The sequence below is a fragment of the Pseudomonas sp. SLBN-26 genome, from assembly GCF_006715895.1.
Taxonomy (GTDB): Bacteria; Pseudomonadota; Gammaproteobacteria; order Pseudomonadales; family Pseudomonadaceae; genus Metapseudomonas; species Metapseudomonas otitidis.
Map to the genome: position 1 here is coordinate 4,062,328 of NZ_VFOB01000001.1, position 15,352 is coordinate 4,077,679.

Sequence of the window (15,352 nt, forward strand, 5' to 3'; positions counted from 1 at the left end):
TCCTGCCGCAGGCTTGCGCTTCCCTACCGCAAGGAGACGCCCCATGGCATCCACCCCGACCCTGCGGCATTGGCTGGCGGCCTGCAGCCTGACGTTGCCCCTCTGCACCTTCGCCGCACCGGACCCGGTGCAATCCGCCCTCGACTGGGCCACCCAGCAGCCCCAGGCCAGTCGCGCCCCGGCGCGCGCCGAGGGCCAGCCCCTGGTGATCGGCCATCGCGGCGCCAGCGGCTACGTGCCGGAGCACACCCTGGCGTCCTACGCCCTGGCCGCCCTGCAAGGCGCCGACTACGTGGAGCCGGACCTGGTGATGACCCGCGACGGCCACCTGGTGGCCCGCCATGACAACGAGCTGGGGCTGACCACCGACGTCAACCGCCACCCCGAGTTCGCCGACCGCAAGCGCACCCAGAGCGTCGACGGCGTGCCGCTCACCGGCTGGTTCAGCGAGGATTTCACCCTGGCCGAGCTGAAGACCCTGCGCGCCATCGAGCGCATCCCCCAGGTGCGCCCCGGCAATGCGCGCCTGGACGGTGCCTTCGAGATCCCCACCCTGCAGGAGATCATCGACCTGGTGAAAAGCCTCCAGCTCAGCCAGCAGCGCCGCATCGGCCTGTACATCGAGACCAAGCACCCCACCCACTTCCAGCAGCTCGGCCTGGCCATGGAGAAGCCGCTGCTGCGCACCCTGCAACGCAACGGCTACATCGACCGCCGCGCGCCGGTGTACATCCAGTCCTTCGAGGTGGACAACCTGCAGCGCATCGCCCGGCAGAGCAGCCTGCGCCTGGTGCAGCTGTACGGCAGCGGCCAGCCCTATGACCAGCAGGTGCTGGGTACCGGCCTGACCTATGCACGGATGGCCAGCCCCGAAGGGCTGCGCGCCGTCGCCCGCTACGCCGCCGGGGTCGGGCCGGAGAAGGGCTATATCATCCCCCGCGACAGCGCCGGCAACCTCGGCCAGCCCACCCGCTTCGTCGCCGACGCCCATGCGGCGGGCCTCAAGGTGCACCCCTACACCTTCCGCGCGGAGAACGCCTTCCTGCCCACCAACCTGCGCCAGGGCAGCGACCCGCAGGCACGGGGCGACATCCAGGCAGAGATCCGCGCCTTCCTCGACGCCGGCATCGACGGGCTGTTCATCGACCAGCCGGACCTGGCCGTGCAGGTCCGCGACGGGCGCGCGGCACCGTAGCGCGCCCCCAGGCGGGCGGTCCACCGGCCGCCCGCTGCACCACCCCTGGCATCAGCGGTTATGCTTCTGCCTCGTCCCATGGGAAGAGAAGCCGCGTGACCGACTCCGCGAACCCCACCCTCACCGATCTGCAACGCCTCTGGCTCACCGAAGCGATCCGCCTGCGCGAAGAGCACGCCGGCCCGCTGGAGGACAGCGAAGCCAACCGCCGCGCCAACGCCGGCGAGGGCGACCTCGCCCAGCGCATCCAGGCCCGTGCGCTGTTCCTCGCCCAGCGCGACGGCCAGCTCGGCGCCCTCGTCCACTGGCTGCAAGGCGCCCGCCTGGCGGCCTGGGCCCTGGTGCTGCTGGCCCTGGCCAGCGGCGCCACCCTGGCGGCAGCGGCCCTGGGCGACGGGCAGCGCCCGGTCAACGTGTTCTGGGCCCTGGGCGGGCTGCTCGGCCTGCACCTGCTGACCCTGCTGGGCTGGAGCCTGGGCATCCTGGCCGGCGGCCACGCCAGCGCCCTCGGCCGCCTGTGGTGGTGGCTGTGCGCACGCCTCTCGCGGGATGCCGCGGCCGCCCAGCTGGGCCCGGCGCTGCTGGTGATGCTGCAGCGCCGCCGCCTGACGCGCTGGGGCCTGGGCGTGCTGGTCCATGGTTTCTGGACGCTGGTGCTGGGCACCGCGCTGCTGACCCTGCTGGCCCTGCTTTCCACCCGCCGCTATGGCTTCGTCTGGGAAACCACGCTGCTCGGCAGCGACACCTTCGTCGCCCTCACCCAGGGCCTCGGCGCCCTGCCGGCGCTGCTCGGCTTCAGCCTGCCGGACAGCGACACCATCCGCGCCAGCAGCGACATGCTCGCCGACGCCGCGCCCCGCCAGGCCTGGTCCGGCTGGCTGCTGGGGGTCACCCTGGTCTACGGCCTGCTGCCGCGCCTGGGCCTGATGCTGCTGTGCCTATGGCGCTGGAGCCGTGGCCGCGCCTGGCTGGCGGTTGAGCCCGGCCTGCCCGGCTATGCCCTGCTGCGCGAACGCCTCAACCCGGCCAGCCAACGCCTGGGCGTGGTGGACGCCGACCCCGGTCCCCAAGGGCCGATGACCGAGGCCACACTGCCCTTCGAAGGGGCGGGTGCCCTGCTGGTGGGGATCGAACTGGACGACAGCCGCCCCTGGCCGCCCGCGCTGCCCAAGGGCGTGGACGACGCCGGGGTGCTGGACAGCCGCGAGCAGCGCCAGCGCCTGCTGGACCAGCTCAGCCGCTTCCCGCCCCAGCGCCTGGCGATCGCCTGCGACCCGCGCCGCTCGCCGGACCGGGGCACCCTGGCGCTGATCGGCGAACTGGCGCGCAGCACCGTCGAGGCCCGGGTCTGGCTGCTGCCGGCCCCGGCCGGCGAGGCGCTGGACAGCCGGCGCCTGGAGGAATGGCACCAGGCCCTCGACCGCCAGGGCCTGCGCCACGCCGACAGCGCTCCCTTCCACTGGCTGGAGCATGGCCATGACTGAGCCCCTGCGCCTGGCCGTGGTCGGCCACACCAACGTCGGCAAGACCTCGCTGCTGCGCACCCTGCTGCGGGACCGCAGCTTTGGCGAGGTCTCCCACCGCCCCAGCACCACCCGCCATGTCGAGGGCGCGCGGCTATCCGTCGACGGTCAGCCACTGCTGGAGCTGTACGACACCCCCGGCCTGGAGGACGCCATCGCCCTGCTGGACTACCTGGAGCGCCTGGACCGCCCCGGCGAGCGGCTGGACGGCCCGGCCCGCCTGGCGCGCTTCCTCGACAGCGCCGAGGCGCGCCAGCGCTTCGAGCAGGAAGCCAAGGTGCTGCGCCAGCTGATGGCCTCCGACGCCGGCCTGTACGTCATCGACGCCCGCGAGCCGGTGCTGGCCAAGTACCGCGACGAGCTGGCGGTGCTGGCCATGTGCGGCCGGCCGCTGCTGCCGGTGCTGAACTTCGTGGCCGGCCACGACCAGCGCGGCGAGCCCTGGCGCGAGGCCCTGGCCCGGCTGGGCCTGCACGCCCTGGTGCGCTTCGACAGCGTGGCGCCGCCGCTGGACGGCGAGCCGCGCCTCTACGACAGCCTGGCCCTGCTGCTGGAGCGGGGCCGCCCGCAACTGCAGCGGCTGGTGGACGACCAGCAGGCCCAGCGCCACCTGCGCCGCCAGGCCGGTGAGCGCCTGGTGGCCGAGCTGCTGCTGGACGTGGCGGCCTGCCGCCGCAGCGTGGCCACCGAGGCCGAGGCCCTGCAGGCTGCCACCGAAGCCTTGCGCCAGCAGGTGCGCCAGCGCGAGCAGCGTTGCGTGGAAGCCCTGCTGCGGCTGTACGCCTTCAGCCGGGAGGATGCCGCCGCCAGCGACCTGCCGCTGCTGGACGGGCGCTGGGGTGATGACCTGTTCAACCCGGAAACCCTGCGCCAGCTCGGCGTGCGCCTGGGCAGCGGCGTGGCCGCAGGCGCGGCGGCCGGTGCCGGGGTGGACCTGCTGGTGGGCGGGCTGACCCTGGGGGCTGCGGCCGCCATCGGCGCACTGGCCGGCGGCGCCTGGCAGACGGTCGGGCATTACGGCCAGCGCCTGCTGGGCAAGCTGCGCGGGCATCGCGAACTGACGGTGGACGACGGCATACTGCGGCTCCTGGCGCTGCGCCAGATGGAACTGCTGCGGGCACTGGAGCTGCGCGGCCATGCGGCGCTCGAAGCGATTCGCGTGGACGCGCCGGCGGACGAGCAATGGCGCCAGGGCAAGCTGCCTGCCGCCCTGGGCAAGGCGCGGGCCCACCCGGAATGGTCCTCGCTGAACCCCGGCGCGGAGCTGGAGCAGGCCGAGCGCCAGGCCGAGCTGGAGCGCCTGGCAGCCGAACTGGCCGCTTAAGAACGTTGGCGTGGGCGGCTAGAGGCCCGGGGCCTCGATGAGAACGCGATCGTCCCGGCAGGCATTGCGGTCACCGGGACGGCGCTCGGCGAACTGGCCATCCATCACCCCCACCAGGCTGTCGGCGGGTTTGAGCGCGCGGGGCAGGCTCACCCGCACCTCTTGCAGATAGCCGCCCCGGGTGCACACCAGCAGGAAGTTGTTGCCGGCCCGGGGGTTGCCGAACTCCTCACTGACCTTCTGGTAGAACGCGGCCTGGGAGATGGCGCCGCCGACGTTGCTGGCGATGTACTGCCCGGCGCGGGTGGCATCCAGCTGACGCACCAGCTCGGCGGCGCGGCGGAAGTAGGCGTTGGCGTCCATGTCGGTCTGGCAGGTGCCGTGCTTCTCCCACTGGTAGCGGCTGAAGTCGTCGCCGTAGCCGACGTTGGGCATCCACGGCCGCAGGGTCGCGCGGGTGCTTTCGTCCAGCACCAGCGCCGGCCCTGCGCAGTGCCCGTAGCGGGTGCCGCAGGCCTGGCGGTTGGGCCAGAGGCCGTGGAGGGTGAGGTGGTTCAGTTGCAGGTCACCGCTGGCCAGGGCGTCGCACTCCGGCTTGCGCCCCTTGTAGGCGACGTGCTCGCAGAAGCCGGGCTGCCAGGTGGCGGCAAGGACGTAGCCGTCATGCTGGCCCGGCACGTTGCAGACCCCGCCCTGGGCGGCATTCCCGGTGCCCTGGCGGGCGCCAAGGCTGAGGTCTTCCACCTGGCCGCAGCCGACCGGCACCCAGCGCAGCGGCGTGGCGTTGTCCGGCAAGCGCACCCGCAGCCAGTCGTAGTCCCGCTTGTTGACCTCCACCACCCGGTAGCGCTGCCCCGGTTGCAGGGTGGCGCCATCGGGGTTGCTGCGCTTGCGGATCGACTGGTAGGCCTCGCAACGCTGCGAGGCGACGAAGCCGCCCTGGGCGGGCTCGGCATGGGCGGCGAGGGTCCAGAGGCCGACGAGGCCGGTGAGCAGGGCGGCGAGCGGGGCGTTCATGGCGGGCTGTCCTGGAGCAGGCGGGCCGGGGCGGGCGCCCCGGCCGGGGGGTCAGACGGCGACCGGGGCCTTGATGTGCGGGTGGGCCTGGTAGCCGACCAGTTCGAAGTCCTCGAACTTGAAGGCCAGCAGGTCCTTCACCTCGGGGTTGAGCTTCATGGTGGGCAGCGGCAGCGGCTCGCGGGTGAGCTGCAGGTCGGTCTGCTCGATGTGGTTGGCGTACAGGTGGCAGTCACCGCCGGTCCAGATGAACTCGCCGGGGGCCAGGTCGCAGACTTGGGCCACCATCAGGGTCAACAGGGCGTAGCTGGCGATGTTGAAGGGCACGCCGAGGAAGATGTCCGCCGAGCGCTGGTACAGCTGGCAGCTGAGCTTGCCGTCGGCCACGTAGAACTGGAACAGCGCGTGGCAGGGCGGCAGGGCCATCTGGTCCACCAGGGCCGGGTTCCAGGCGGAGACGATCAGGCGGCGCGAGTCGGGGTTCTTGCGGATCATCTCGATCAGCTTGGCGATCTGGTCGATGGATTCACCGTTGGGCGCCGGCCAGCTGCGCCACTGGTAGCCGTAGACCGGGCCCAGGTCGCCGTTCTCGTCAGCCCATTCGTCCCAGATGGAGACACCGTTTTCCTTGAGGTAGCGGATGTTGGTGTCGCCCTGCAGGAACCACAGCAGCTCGTGGATGATGGACTTCAGGTGGCACTTCTTGGTGGTCACCAGGGGGAAGCCCTCGGCCAGGTCGAAGCGCATCTGGTGGCCGAACACGCTGTAGGTGCCGGTGCCGGTGCGGTCGCTCTTGAAGGTGCCGGTTTCGCGCACCAGGCGCATCAGGTCGAGGTACTGCTTCACGGGGTGACTCCTTGGGCGGCTTCACGACGGTGCGCCCAGACGATCAGTGCGAGGCCGCCGATGATCATCGGCAGGCAGAGGATCTGGCCCATGGTGACCCAGCCGAAGGCCAGGTAGCCGAGCTGGGCGTCCGGTACGCGGACGAACTCCACGGCGAAGCGGAAGATGCCGTAGAACAGCGCGAACATCCCGGAAACCGCCATGGTCGGGCGCGGCTTGCGCGAGTAGAACCAGAGGATGACGAACAGCGCGACGCCTTCCAGGGCGAACTGGTAGAGCTGCGACGGGTGGCGCGGCAGGTGCGCCGGGTCGGTGGGGAAGATCATCGCCCAGGGCACGTCGCTGGCCTTGCCCCACAGCTCGGCGTTGATGAAGTTGCCGATGCGCCCGGCGCCGAGGCCGATGGGCACCAGCGGGGCGATGAAGTCCATGAGCTGGAAGAAGCTCTTGTTGTTGCGCTTGCCGAACCAGAGGGTGGCGAGCATCACGCCGATCAGGCCGCCATGGAAGGACATGCCGCCTTTCCAGACTTCGAGGATCAGCAGCGGGTTGGCCAGGTAGGCGGGCAGGTCGTAGAACAGCACGTAGCCCAGGCGCCCGCCGGCGATCACCCCGAGGGCGACCCAGAACACCAGGTCGGAGAGCTTCTCCTTGGTCCAGGTCGGGTCGAAGCGCTCCAGCCGGCGCGAGGCCAGCAACCAGGCACCGCCGATGCCGATCAGGTACATGAGCCCGTACCAGTGGATTTTCAGGGGTCCGAGGCTGAACGCCACCGGATCGATCTGGGGATAAGCCAGCATCACGACTCCTTAGATCAGAAAACTCAGCCCGACCGCGAACAGCAGCAGGGCAAACAGGCGCTTGAGCAGGCGCGGGGGCAGCCGGTGGGCCAGGCGCGCGCCCAGGCGGGCGAAGAACATGCTGGTGAGGGCGATCCCCACCAGCGCCGGGAGGTAGACGTATCCGACACTGTGCGGCGGCAGGTGTTCGTGGTTCCAGCCCAGCACCATGAACGACAGGGCGCTGGCGATGGCGATCGGCAGGCCGCAGGCGGAGGAGGTGGCCACGGCCTGCTGCATCGGCACGCTGCGCCAGCTGAGGAAGGGCACGGTGAGGGAGCCGCCGCCAATCCCGAAGATCGCCGAGGCCCAGCCGATGAACACGCCGGCGGCGGTGAGGCCGGGCTTGCCGGGCACGTCACGGCTGGCCTTGGGCTTGAAGTCGAGGGCCATCTGCAGGGACACCAGGATGGCGAAGCAGCCGATGATCTTCTGCAGCATCGGGCCCTGGATCAGCTTGGCGGTGTAGGCGCCGATGGCGGCGCCGAGCAGGATGCCCAGGGTCATCCAGGCGAAGATCGCCCAGCGCACCGCGCCCTTGCGGTGGTGTTCGCGCACGGCGTTGATCGAGGTGAAGATGATGGTCGCCAGGGAGGTGCCCACCGCCAGGTGGGTGAGGACGCTCGGATCGAACCCCTGGGCGGTGAAGCTGAACACCAGCACCGGCACGATGATCATGCCGCCGCCGACGCCGAACAGGCCGGCCAGCACCCCGGCGAAGGCGCCGAGCACCAGGTAGAGCAGGAATTCCAAGCGACACCCCCGGAAGCAAAGCGGCATGGTAACGGAAGGCCGCTTGCCGCTCCAATCAGGGCGACGGCCGTTCCCGCCCCGCTGCGCGAATCGTCGGTATTCTCGACGCCTTTTCCTACAGCCCCTAGACTCGGCCGAGGATCACGGAGAAGGAGCCTCACCATGTGCCTGATCACCTTCGCCTGGCGCCCAGGACATGCCACCCCCTTGGTACTGGCCGCCAATCGCGACGAGTTCTACGAGCGACCGACCCGCGCCCTCGGCGCCTGGCACGACGTGCCGGGCCTGCATGCCGGGCGTGACCTGGAAGCCGGCGGCACCTGGCTCGGCCTGGGGCAGGGCGGGCGCTTCGCGGCGCTGACCAACATCCGCGACCCACGCCATCCGGCCACCGGTCGCTCACGGGGCGAGCTGTGCGTGGGCTTCCTCGGCGGCACCCAGACTCCGGAGGCCTTCATGGCCGAGGCGCACCGGCGCGCGGCGGACTACGCGGGCTTCAACCTGCTGGTGGGCGACGGCCACGAGCTGTGGTTCCTGCACTCCCGAGGCCCCGGCCCGCGCCGCCTGGAGGCGGGGCTCTACGGGCTGTCCAACGCCGACCTCGACACCCCCTGGCCGAAGGTGCGCAAGACCAAGGCTGCCCTGGCCGAGTGCCTGGACGTGGTGCGCCCGGCGGACCTGCTCAACCTCATGCACGACCCGCAGCCGGCCTCGGACGCGACCCTGCCGGACACCGGCGTCGGGCTGGAGACCGAGCGCATGCTGTCGCCGGTGTTCATCGCCAGCCGCACCTATGGCACCCGCGCCACGACGGCCCTGATCGTGCGCGGGGACGGCAGCCGCGAGGTGGTGGAGCGCGGCTTCGGCCCGTTCGGCAAGCCGCTGGACGATGTGCACCTGAACCTGCGCACCCGCTAGGGCGACGGGCAGACGATGACGCAGTCGCGCTGCTGCTTGGCGCGATAGAGGCCGTCGTCCAGCCGCTTGAGCAGGGCGGTGATGTCCTCGCCCGCCACCAGGCTGGCCACGGCGAAGCTGGCACTGAGACGCCGGGGCAGGTCCGTCCCGGCCTCGGGAATCCGCCGGTGCAGACGCCAGGCCAGCTGCAGCAGGGCCTCGGGGCCGGTGTCCGGCAGCAGCAGGATGAATTCCTCGCCGCCCCAACGGGCGAAGCAGTCCTCCTCTCGCAACACAGCCCGAATCTGCTCGGCCACGGCCTGGAGGATGCGGTCGCCTTCGGCATGGCCGTGCTCGTCGTTGATGCGTTTGAAGTGATCGAGGTCCAGCATCACCAGGCCGGTGGGGCAGTGGTGCCGCTGGAAGCGCTGCCATTCCCGCTGCAGCCGGGTCTCGAAGCAGCGGCGGTTGGCGATGCCGGTGAGCGGGTCGGTCTCGCTGAGGCGGATGGCGGCCTCCACCTGCTCGGCCAGGGCCCGGTTGGCCTGGGCCAGGGCCTCGGTGCGGCAGGCCACCAGGGCCTCCAGGTCGCCATTGATGCGCAGCAGTTCCTGGTTGCGCTGCTGCAGTTCCAGCTCGGCGAGCTTGCGCTGGTGGACGTCCCGGTGGGCGCCGATCATGCGGGTGGGCTGGCCGTCCTCGTCGAACTCGACGAAGCGCCCGTGATCGCTGATCCACAGGTAGCGGCCGTCCTGGCAGCGGCAGCGGTATTCCTCTTCATAGACCTCGGAGCGGCCTTCCAGGTAGGCGTTGAAGCTCTGCATGACGCGAGGCAGGTCGTCGGGGTGGATGATGTTCTCCCAGGTGTCGACGTCCTCGGGCAGGCTGTTGCGGGGGAAGCCGAGCATGGCGTACCAGCCGGGGCTGCGGGTGACGTGGCCGCTGCGCATGTCCCAGTCCCATATGCCGTCGCTGACGATCTCCAGGGCGTGGCGCAGGGTGCGTTCCACATCGCGGTCGGTGGCGGAGGGCTCGTCCATAAGCGGCAGCTCCTGGATGCCCGCAAGCGCGGTGCATCGGGTCGGGCGGCACGCGGAGCCGCCCGCTGGAGGCGGCTCAGGCCTGGATGGTCGCGGCCGGGTTGATCACGCGGCCCAGGCCCAGGTTGCGCAGGGCGAGGTGCAGCGCGCTGTGGATGACTTGAGGGTTGTCGATGCCCATCAACTGGTCAAGGAGCTCGCGGGCCTTGCTCAGGCTGAGCTGACGAAGCAGCCATTTCACCTTGGGCAGGTTGGTGGCGTTCATCGACAGGCTGTCGAAGCCCATGGCCAACAGCAGCACGGCGGCCGCCGGGTCACCGGCCATCTCGCCGCAGATGCTGACGGGCTTGCCTTCGGCATGGGCGTCGTTGACCACCTTGAGCAGCGCCTGGAGCACGGCGGGGTGCAGGTAGTCGTAGAGGTCGGCCACGCGCGGGTTGTTGCGGTCCACCGCCAGCAGGTACTGGGTGAGGTCGTTGGAGCCGACCGAGAGGAAGTCCACCTGGCGCGCCAGCTCGCGGGTCTGGTACACGGCGGCGGGGATCTCGATCATCACGCCGACCGGCGGCATGGGGATGTCCACGCCCTCGTCGCGCACCTCGCCCCAGGCGCGGTGGATCAGGTGCAGGGACTCTTCCAGCTCCTGCACGCCGGAAATCATCGGCAGCAGGATGCGCAGGTTGTTCAGGCCTTCGCTGGCCTTGAGCATGGCGCGCACCTGCACCAGGAAGATCTCCGGGTGGTCGAGGGTGACGCGGATGCCGCGCCAGCCAAGGAAGGGGTTGCTTTCCTTGATGGGGAAATAGGACAGCGCCTTGTCGCCACCGATGTCCAGGGTGCGCATGGTCACCGGCAGCGGGTGGAAGGCGGCGAGCTGCTCGCGGTAGATGGCGAGCTGCTCCTTCTCGCTGGGGAAGCGCTCGTTGATCATGAACGGCACTTCGGTGCGGTACAGGCCGACGCCTTCGGCGCCACGCTCCTGGGCGCGGGTCACGTCGGCCAGCAGGCCGGTGTTGACCCACAGCGGCATGCGGTGGCCGTCGAGGGTCTCGCACGGCAGGCTGCGCAGGGCGTCGAGGCCCTTGACCAGCTGGCGCTCCTCCTCGACCACTTCGCCGTACTGCTTGCGCAGTTCCTCGGAGGGGTTGGTGAAGACTTCGCCGTGGTAGCCGTCGACGATCAGCTCGATGCCGTCGACCTTGGAATAGGGCAGGTCGACCACGCCCATGACCGTGGGAATCCCCATGGCCCGGGCCAGGATGGCAACGTGGGAGTTGCCGGAACCGAGCACGGAGATCAGGCCCACCAGCTTGCCTTCCGGCACTTCGCCGAGCATGGCCGGGGACAGCTCCTCGCTGACCAGGATGGTGTTGTCCTGGTAGACCAGGTTCTGCTTGCGCTCTTCCTGCAGGTAGGCGAGCAGGCGGCGGCCGAGGTCCTTGACGTCGGAGGCGCGCTCGCGCAGGTAGGCGTCGTCCATCAGCTCGAAGCGCTTGACGTGCTCCATCACCACCTGGCGCAGGGCACCCTGGGCCCACTGGCCGGAGCGGATGACCTTCTTCACTTCCAGGCCGATGGAGTCGTCGTCGAGCATCATCAGGTAGACGTCGAACAGGGCACGCTCTTCCGGGCGCAACTGGCTGGCCAGCTTGCTGGAGAGGCGGCGCATGTCCTCGCGCACGGACTCCAGGGCCTGCTTGAAGCGGGCGACCTCGGCCTCGATGTCATCCACCGGGCGGTCGGGCACCACCTCCAGGTCGGCCGGCGGCAGCACCACCACGGCGGTGCCCACGGCAGCGCCCGGCGCACCGGGCACGCCGACGAACTTGGCCTCCTGGATACCCTTGCCCTGGCGGCCCAGGCCACGGATGGAGCCGGTGGCCTCGGCATGGGCGATGACGCCCGCGAGCTGGGCGCTCATGGTGACGAGGAAGGCTTCCTCGCCCTCGTCGAACTGGCGACGCTCCTTCTGCTGCACCACCAGCACGCCCATCACCCGACGGTGGTGGATGATCGGCGCGCCGAGGAAGGAGGCGTAGCGCTCCTCGCCGGTCTCGGCGAAGTAGCGGTAGCGGGGGTGATCGGCGGCGTTCTCGAGGTTCAGCGGCTCTTCGCGGGTGCCCACCAGGCCCACCAGGCCTTCGTTGGGGGCCATGCTGACCTTGCCGATGGAGCGCTTGTTGAGACCCTCGGTGGCCATCAGCACGAAGCGGTTGGCCTCGGGGTCGAGCAGGTACACCGAGCAGACCTGGCTGCCCATGGCCTCCTTCACCCGCTGCACGATGATCGCCAGCGCCGCCTTGAGATCCTTGGCGGCGTTCACTTCCTGGACGATCTTGCGCAGGGTATTGAGCATGGCCGTGTAGCCTTTCTCCGGGTCAGTCTTGCGCCAGCAGGCGCGGGGCGAGTTCCTTGAGGGCGCGACGATAGACTTCTCGCTTGAAGGTCACGACCTGTCCAAGCGGGTACCAGTAGCTGACCCAGCGCCACCCATCGAACTCGGGCTTGCCGGTCAGGTCCATGCGCACCCGGGTCTCATCGGACTTCAGGCGCAACAGGAACCACTTCTGCTTCTGGCCGATGCACAGCGGTTGGCTGTGCGTGCGCACCAGGCGCTGCGGCAGACGATAGCGCAGCCAGCCACGGGTGCATGCCAGGATCTTCACATCCTGCTCTTCGAGGCCGACTTCTTCGTTCAATTCGCGGAACAGCGCTTCTTCGGGCGTTTCGCGCGGGTTGATGCCCCCCTGGGGGAACTGCCAGGCGTCCTGATTGATGCGTCGCGCCCACAGCACCTGCCCGACATCATTGGCGAGAATGATGCCGACATTAGGGCGGAAACCATCGGGATCGATCACAGCGGACAACCTCGCTTGCGCATGTCGCGGCATTGTTCCACAAAGCCTGTAAACGCGGCAATGCGGGCTTTTCACGCAATGGGCAGCCCCCGGAAAAGGGGGTATCCTGCGCGGCCTTCGGCAGCTTCCAGCAAGGTGATAGACGTGCGCCTGGCCCTTTTCGACCTCGACAACACCCTCCTCGGCGGCGACAGCGACCACGCCTGGGGCGAGTACCTCTGCGAACGCGGCCTGGTGGACGCCTCCACCTACCGGGCGCGCAACGACGCCTTCTACCAGGACTACCTGGCCGGCACCCTCGACGTACAGGCCTACCAGGACTTCTGCCAGGAGATCCTCGGCCGCCACGACCTGGAGCAGTTGGCCACCTGGCACCGCGAGTTCATGCGCGACCGCATCGAGCCGATGCTGCTGGCCAAGGGCGAGGCACTGCTGGCCGAGCACCGCGCCGCCGGCGACCGCCTGGTGATCATCACCGCCACCAACCGCTTCATCACCGGCCCGATCGCCGAGCGCCTGGGCGTGGACGACCTGCTGGCCACCGAGTGCGAGGTGCTGGACGGCCGCTACACCGGCCGCAGCACCGACGTGCCGTGCTTCCGCGAAGGCAAGGTGGTGCGCCTGGAGCGCTGGCTGGCGGAGAACGGCCTGAGCCTGGACGACGCCAGCTTTTACAGCGACTCGGTGAACGACATGCCCCTGCTGGAGCGGGTCAGCCGCCCGGTGGCCGTCGACCCGGACGACCGCCTGCGTGCCGAGGCCCAGGCCCGTGGCTGGGCAGTGATCTCGCTGCGCTGACCCACGCGGGCCGCGCCCGGCGGCCCGTCAGAGCGGCTTGGCCACCATCAGGAAGAAGATCGCCACGAAGGCGATGAACGCCGGCCAGCCCAGCACGAACCAGATGCGCATATAGAGGAAGGCCCGCTCCGGCAGGGCCTGGCCGCCGGCCAGCGCCTGGGCGGCCATGTCGCGCACGCGGATCTGCAGCCACACCACCGGCAGCCAGCACAGCCCGGCGAATACGTAGAGCCCCACGCTCCACAGAATCCAGAACTGGTTCAGCGGCCAGCCCGCCACCTTCGCCAGCGCCAGCCCGCTGAGGGGCTGGAACACCGCCGTGGTGGCGATGAACAGCCAATCGGCGGTGACCAGGTGGCGGAAGGTCACCGCGATCACCTCCAGCCGTTGGCTGCGCCAGGCCCGCAGGGCGTAGTAGGCCGACCCCAGCCCGGTGCCGAACAGCAGGGTGGAGGAGAGGATGTGCAGGGTCTTCAGCAGCAGGTACAGGCTCATCGGGCAGGCGTCCGTGGTGGGGGCTCCAGCCACAGCACCCAGAGGGTGGCGACCATGAGCACCAGGTTCTTGCCGACCGCCGCGTAGGGGTCGGCCCAGTAGTGGGGCAGCAGCAGGGTGATCAGCAGGGTGTAGACCAGCATCAGGCCCAGTTGGGCCTGCAAGGCGCGCACGCGCCAGCGACGGACCAGCAGCCCGAGCCCCAGCGCGGCATCCAGCAGCGAACCGCTGACCACCGCCAGGCTCGCCGGCCAGCCGTTCACACCCATGTCGGCCATGATGCGCAGCCCCCAGTCGTACCCCGGCCCCAGGCAGACGAAGGCCGTCCCGAGCCAGATCAGTGCCAGCACGGCCAGCATCGCGGGGCGCATCAGGCGGATGATCACCCGCTCCGGCTGCGGCCAGCCACCCGTCAGGCGCAGGGCCAGGGGTACCGCGCGATAGCCGCAGAGCGCCGCCAGGGCATCCGGCTCGGCGAGGTTGTCGCGCCGTGCCAGGGTCATCAGTTGAGGGTCGAGAGCCCGCCAGCCGAACCCACGGGCCGCCCGCGCGCCCAGCGCCGCGAGCGCACCGGGCAGACGCAGCCAGCGACCGGGGCCACGCCCGCGCACACGGCGGAGCAGGTCCAGCAGGCCACCCTGGGTAAGGATGTCGGGGCCCACCAGCGGCACCGCGCAGGGCTGTGCCGGCCAGTGGAGGACCAGCGCCAGCACTGCGCCGGCCAGGTCGTCCACATGCACCGGGCGGCTGCGCGCGCCGACATCCGGCAGGGGCGCGACGGGCAGGCAGGCCAGGGCTTCCAGCCAGCCGCTGCTGGCGCCGCCTTCACCCAGCACCAGGGACGGGCGCAGCACCACGGCGGGTATGCCGAGGCCGAGCAGGTGCGCATCCGCCCGCGCCTTGCTGGCCAGGAAGGGCACATCCGGGTGATCACCCGTCCCCAGCGCGGAAAGCTGCAGCACCGCCGCGCCATGGCGGGCCGCGAGGTCGAAGAGAGCCTTGGGCCCATCCGCCTGCAGCCTTTCCAGTCGTGCGGAATCGGGCAACAGCGCGCCGGCGGCGTTGATCACCAGGTCCACGCCCGCCGGCCAGGGGAAGCCGTCGGGGTCGTCCGCCAAGCGCTCGAGGTCGAGGGCGCGCCACTCCACGCCCGGGCAGGGAGTCCCGCTGCCGGTGCGCGACGTGGCCACCAGGCTGTGGCCCGCACCAAGGAGAGCGGCCAGCAGACGCTGGCCGATGAAACCGCTGGCACCCACCAGCAGGATGCGGTTGAACGCCAAGTCAGACCGGCCGCACGAGGATGAGGCCGAGGATCACCAGCAGCAGGATCAGGCCCAGGGCGGCATAGCCAAGGCTGAAGCCGAGGAAGCGCCCGCGCGGGGCGGCCAGTTCGGCCGGGCCGGCATGCAGCACCAGCAGGCGGCGACTGGCCAGCAGCCAGGCGATGCCAGCCAGCAGGTAGAGCAGGCTGCTGCCCAGTACCCAAGTCAGGCCCAGGGGAATGCCGCGCTGGTCCAGCACCAGCCAGCCGGACACGGGCGCAGCGAGGCCCAGCAACAGCAAGGCCGGCACGCCGAACAGCGCGGCCTGGCGCGGGCTCGGTGCCCAGCCTGGCAGGGCGCCGTGCCAGGCTCGCAGGACGAACCAGAAAAGCAGGAGGGCCACCGCCATCAGCAGGGCGATCGCCAGGCCGTTGAGGCCCAGCAGCAGGTCAGCGTCCATCATCCTTCCTCCAATCGGGCGACGGGCTCAGTGTAGTCGCCCGGT

15 protein-coding genes are annotated in these 15,352 nt (G+C 70.3%); 5 read left to right on the top strand and 10 right to left on the bottom strand.

Going from position 1 to position 15,352, the window contains the following annotated elements:
* Positions 1-43: 43 nt before the first annotated feature.
* From FBY21_RS18730 to FBY21_RS18740, 3 genes are all read left to right on the top strand, one after another.
* Positions 44-1,195 carry a glycerophosphodiester phosphodiesterase gene (locus FBY21_RS18730; RefSeq protein ID WP_142012876.1) on the top strand — a complete coding sequence of 384 codons (1,152 nt, stop codon included), beginning with the start codon at positions 44-46 and terminating at the stop codon, positions 1,193-1,195.
* Positions 1,196-1,290: 95 nt separating this feature from the next.
* Positions 1,291-2,679 (top strand): DUF2868 domain-containing protein, encoded by a 1,389-nt coding sequence (locus FBY21_RS18735; protein WP_142012878.1) that lies wholly within the window; start codon positions 1,291-1,293, stop codon positions 2,677-2,679.
* The gene (locus FBY21_RS18740; RefSeq protein WP_174244735.1) at positions 2,672-4,042 is read left to right on the top strand and encodes a GTPase/DUF3482 domain-containing protein; all 1,371 of its coding nucleotides are present in this window, start codon (positions 2,672-2,674) and stop codon (positions 4,040-4,042) included. Before FBY21_RS18735 ends, FBY21_RS18740 begins: the two co-directional genes overlap by 8 nt.
* An 18-nt stretch (positions 4,043-4,060) precedes the next feature.
* On the opposite strand, the gene FBY21_RS18745 is transcribed toward FBY21_RS18740, so the two are convergent.
* Genes FBY21_RS18745 through FBY21_RS18760 form a run of 4 tightly spaced genes read right to left on the bottom strand, consistent with a single transcriptional unit; the run spans position 4,061 to position 7,497 of the window.
* Positions 4,061-5,059, bottom strand: coding sequence for a ribonuclease T2 family protein (locus FBY21_RS18745; RefSeq protein WP_142012882.1), 999 nt, complete (start codon positions 5,057-5,059; stop codon positions 4,061-4,063).
* 51 nt (positions 5,060-5,110) lie between these two features.
* Positions 5,111-5,905, bottom strand: coding sequence for a thymidylate synthase (locus FBY21_RS18750; protein ID WP_142012884.1), 795 nt, complete (start codon positions 5,903-5,905; stop codon positions 5,111-5,113).
* Positions 5,902-6,705 (bottom strand): prolipoprotein diacylglyceryl transferase, encoded by an 804-nt coding sequence (lgt, locus tag FBY21_RS18755; protein WP_044402306.1) that lies wholly within the window; start codon positions 6,703-6,705, stop codon positions 5,902-5,904. Before lgt ends, FBY21_RS18750 begins: the two co-directional genes overlap by 4 nt.
* A gap of 9 nt (positions 6,706-6,714) precedes the next feature.
* A complete protein-coding gene (locus tag FBY21_RS18760) occupies positions 6,715-7,497 on the bottom strand; it encodes a sulfite exporter TauE/SafE family protein (RefSeq protein ID WP_074967135.1) in 783 nt (260 codons plus the stop codon).
* A gap of 162 nt (positions 7,498-7,659) precedes the next feature.
* On the opposite strand from FBY21_RS18760, the gene FBY21_RS18765 reads away from it, so the two are divergent.
* On the top strand, positions 7,660-8,415 hold the full coding sequence (locus FBY21_RS18765; protein ID WP_107328462.1) for an NRDE family protein: 756 nt from the start codon (positions 7,660-7,662) through the stop codon (positions 8,413-8,415).
* Here the strand turns inward: FBY21_RS18765 and FBY21_RS18770 are convergent.
* The 3 genes from FBY21_RS18770 to FBY21_RS18780 form a co-directional block, all read right to left on the bottom strand.
* The gene (locus FBY21_RS18770) at positions 8,412-9,434 is read right to left on the bottom strand and encodes a sensor domain-containing diguanylate cyclase (RefSeq protein WP_142012887.1); all 1,023 of its coding nucleotides are present in this window, start codon (positions 9,432-9,434) and stop codon (positions 8,412-8,414) included. The two genes, FBY21_RS18765 and FBY21_RS18770, sit on opposite strands and share 4 nt — an antisense overlap.
* 76 nt (positions 9,435-9,510) lie before the next feature.
* Positions 9,511-11,790: a phosphoenolpyruvate--protein phosphotransferase gene (gene ptsP / locus FBY21_RS18775; protein ID WP_044402299.1), complete on the bottom strand. Its 2,280-nt coding sequence runs from the start codon at positions 11,788-11,790 to the stop codon at positions 9,511-9,513.
* Between the two features lie 22 nt (positions 11,791-11,812).
* Positions 11,813-12,292: an RNA pyrophosphohydrolase gene (locus tag FBY21_RS18780; RefSeq protein ID WP_044402295.1), complete on the bottom strand. Its 480-nt coding sequence runs from the start codon at positions 12,290-12,292 to the stop codon at positions 11,813-11,815.
* A gap of 144 nt (positions 12,293-12,436) precedes the next feature.
* Between FBY21_RS18780 and FBY21_RS18785 the strand changes: the two genes are divergently transcribed.
* Positions 12,437-13,090: an HAD family hydrolase gene (locus FBY21_RS18785; protein ID WP_142012889.1), complete on the top strand. Its 654-nt coding sequence runs from the start codon at positions 12,437-12,439 to the stop codon at positions 13,088-13,090.
* 27 nt (positions 13,091-13,117) lie between these two features.
* Here FBY21_RS18785 and FBY21_RS18790 read toward each other — a convergent pair whose 3' ends face one another.
* The 3 genes from FBY21_RS18790 to FBY21_RS18800 are packed head-to-tail and all read right to left on the bottom strand — an operon-like array spanning position 13,118 to position 15,307.
* A complete protein-coding gene (locus tag FBY21_RS18790) occupies positions 13,118-13,585 on the bottom strand; it encodes a DUF2269 family protein (protein WP_044402289.1) in 468 nt (155 codons plus the stop codon).
* Entirely contained in the window at positions 13,582-14,865 is a 1,284-nt protein-coding gene (locus FBY21_RS18795; RefSeq protein ID WP_142012892.1) for an SDR family oxidoreductase, read from the bottom strand. Before FBY21_RS18795 ends, FBY21_RS18790 begins: the two co-directional genes overlap by 4 nt.
* Before the next feature lies 1 nt (position 14,866).
* Complete coding sequence (locus tag FBY21_RS18800; RefSeq protein ID WP_044402283.1) at positions 14,867-15,307, bottom strand: DUF2269 family protein; 441 nt, start codon at positions 15,305-15,307, stop codon at positions 14,867-14,869.
* Positions 15,308-15,352 lie beyond the last annotated feature (45 nt).

Excerpts from the sequence above, each read along its gene's own strand:
- FBY21_RS18730 (WP_142012876.1), top strand. The coding sequence starts at position 44 with ATGGCATCCACCCCGACCCTGCGGCATTGGCTGGCGGCCTGCAGCCTG.
- FBY21_RS18740 (WP_174244735.1), top strand. The coding sequence starts at position 2,672 with ATGACTGAGCCCCTGCGCCTGGCCGTGGTCGGCCACACCAACGTCGGC.
- FBY21_RS18745 (WP_142012882.1), bottom strand. The coding sequence starts at position 5,059 with ATGAACGCCCCGCTCGCCGCCCTGCTCACCGGCCTCGTCGGCCTCTGG.
- lgt (WP_044402306.1), bottom strand. The coding sequence starts at position 6,705 with ATGCTGGCTTATCCCCAGATCGATCCGGTGGCGTTCAGCCTCGGACCC.
- FBY21_RS18765 (WP_107328462.1), top strand. The coding sequence starts at position 7,660 with ATGTGCCTGATCACCTTCGCCTGGCGCCCAGGACATGCCACCCCCTTG.
- FBY21_RS18770 (WP_142012887.1), bottom strand. The coding sequence starts at position 9,434 with ATGGACGAGCCCTCCGCCACCGACCGCGATGTGGAACGCACCCTGCGC.
- ptsP (WP_044402299.1), bottom strand. The coding sequence starts at position 11,790 with ATGCTCAATACCCTGCGCAAGATCGTCCAGGAAGTGAACGCCGCCAAG.
- FBY21_RS18790 (WP_044402289.1), bottom strand. The coding sequence starts at position 13,585 with ATGAGCCTGTACCTGCTGCTGAAGACCCTGCACATCCTCTCCTCCACC.
- FBY21_RS18800 (WP_044402283.1), bottom strand. The coding sequence starts at position 15,307 with ATGGACGCTGACCTGCTGCTGGGCCTCAACGGCCTGGCGATCGCCCTG.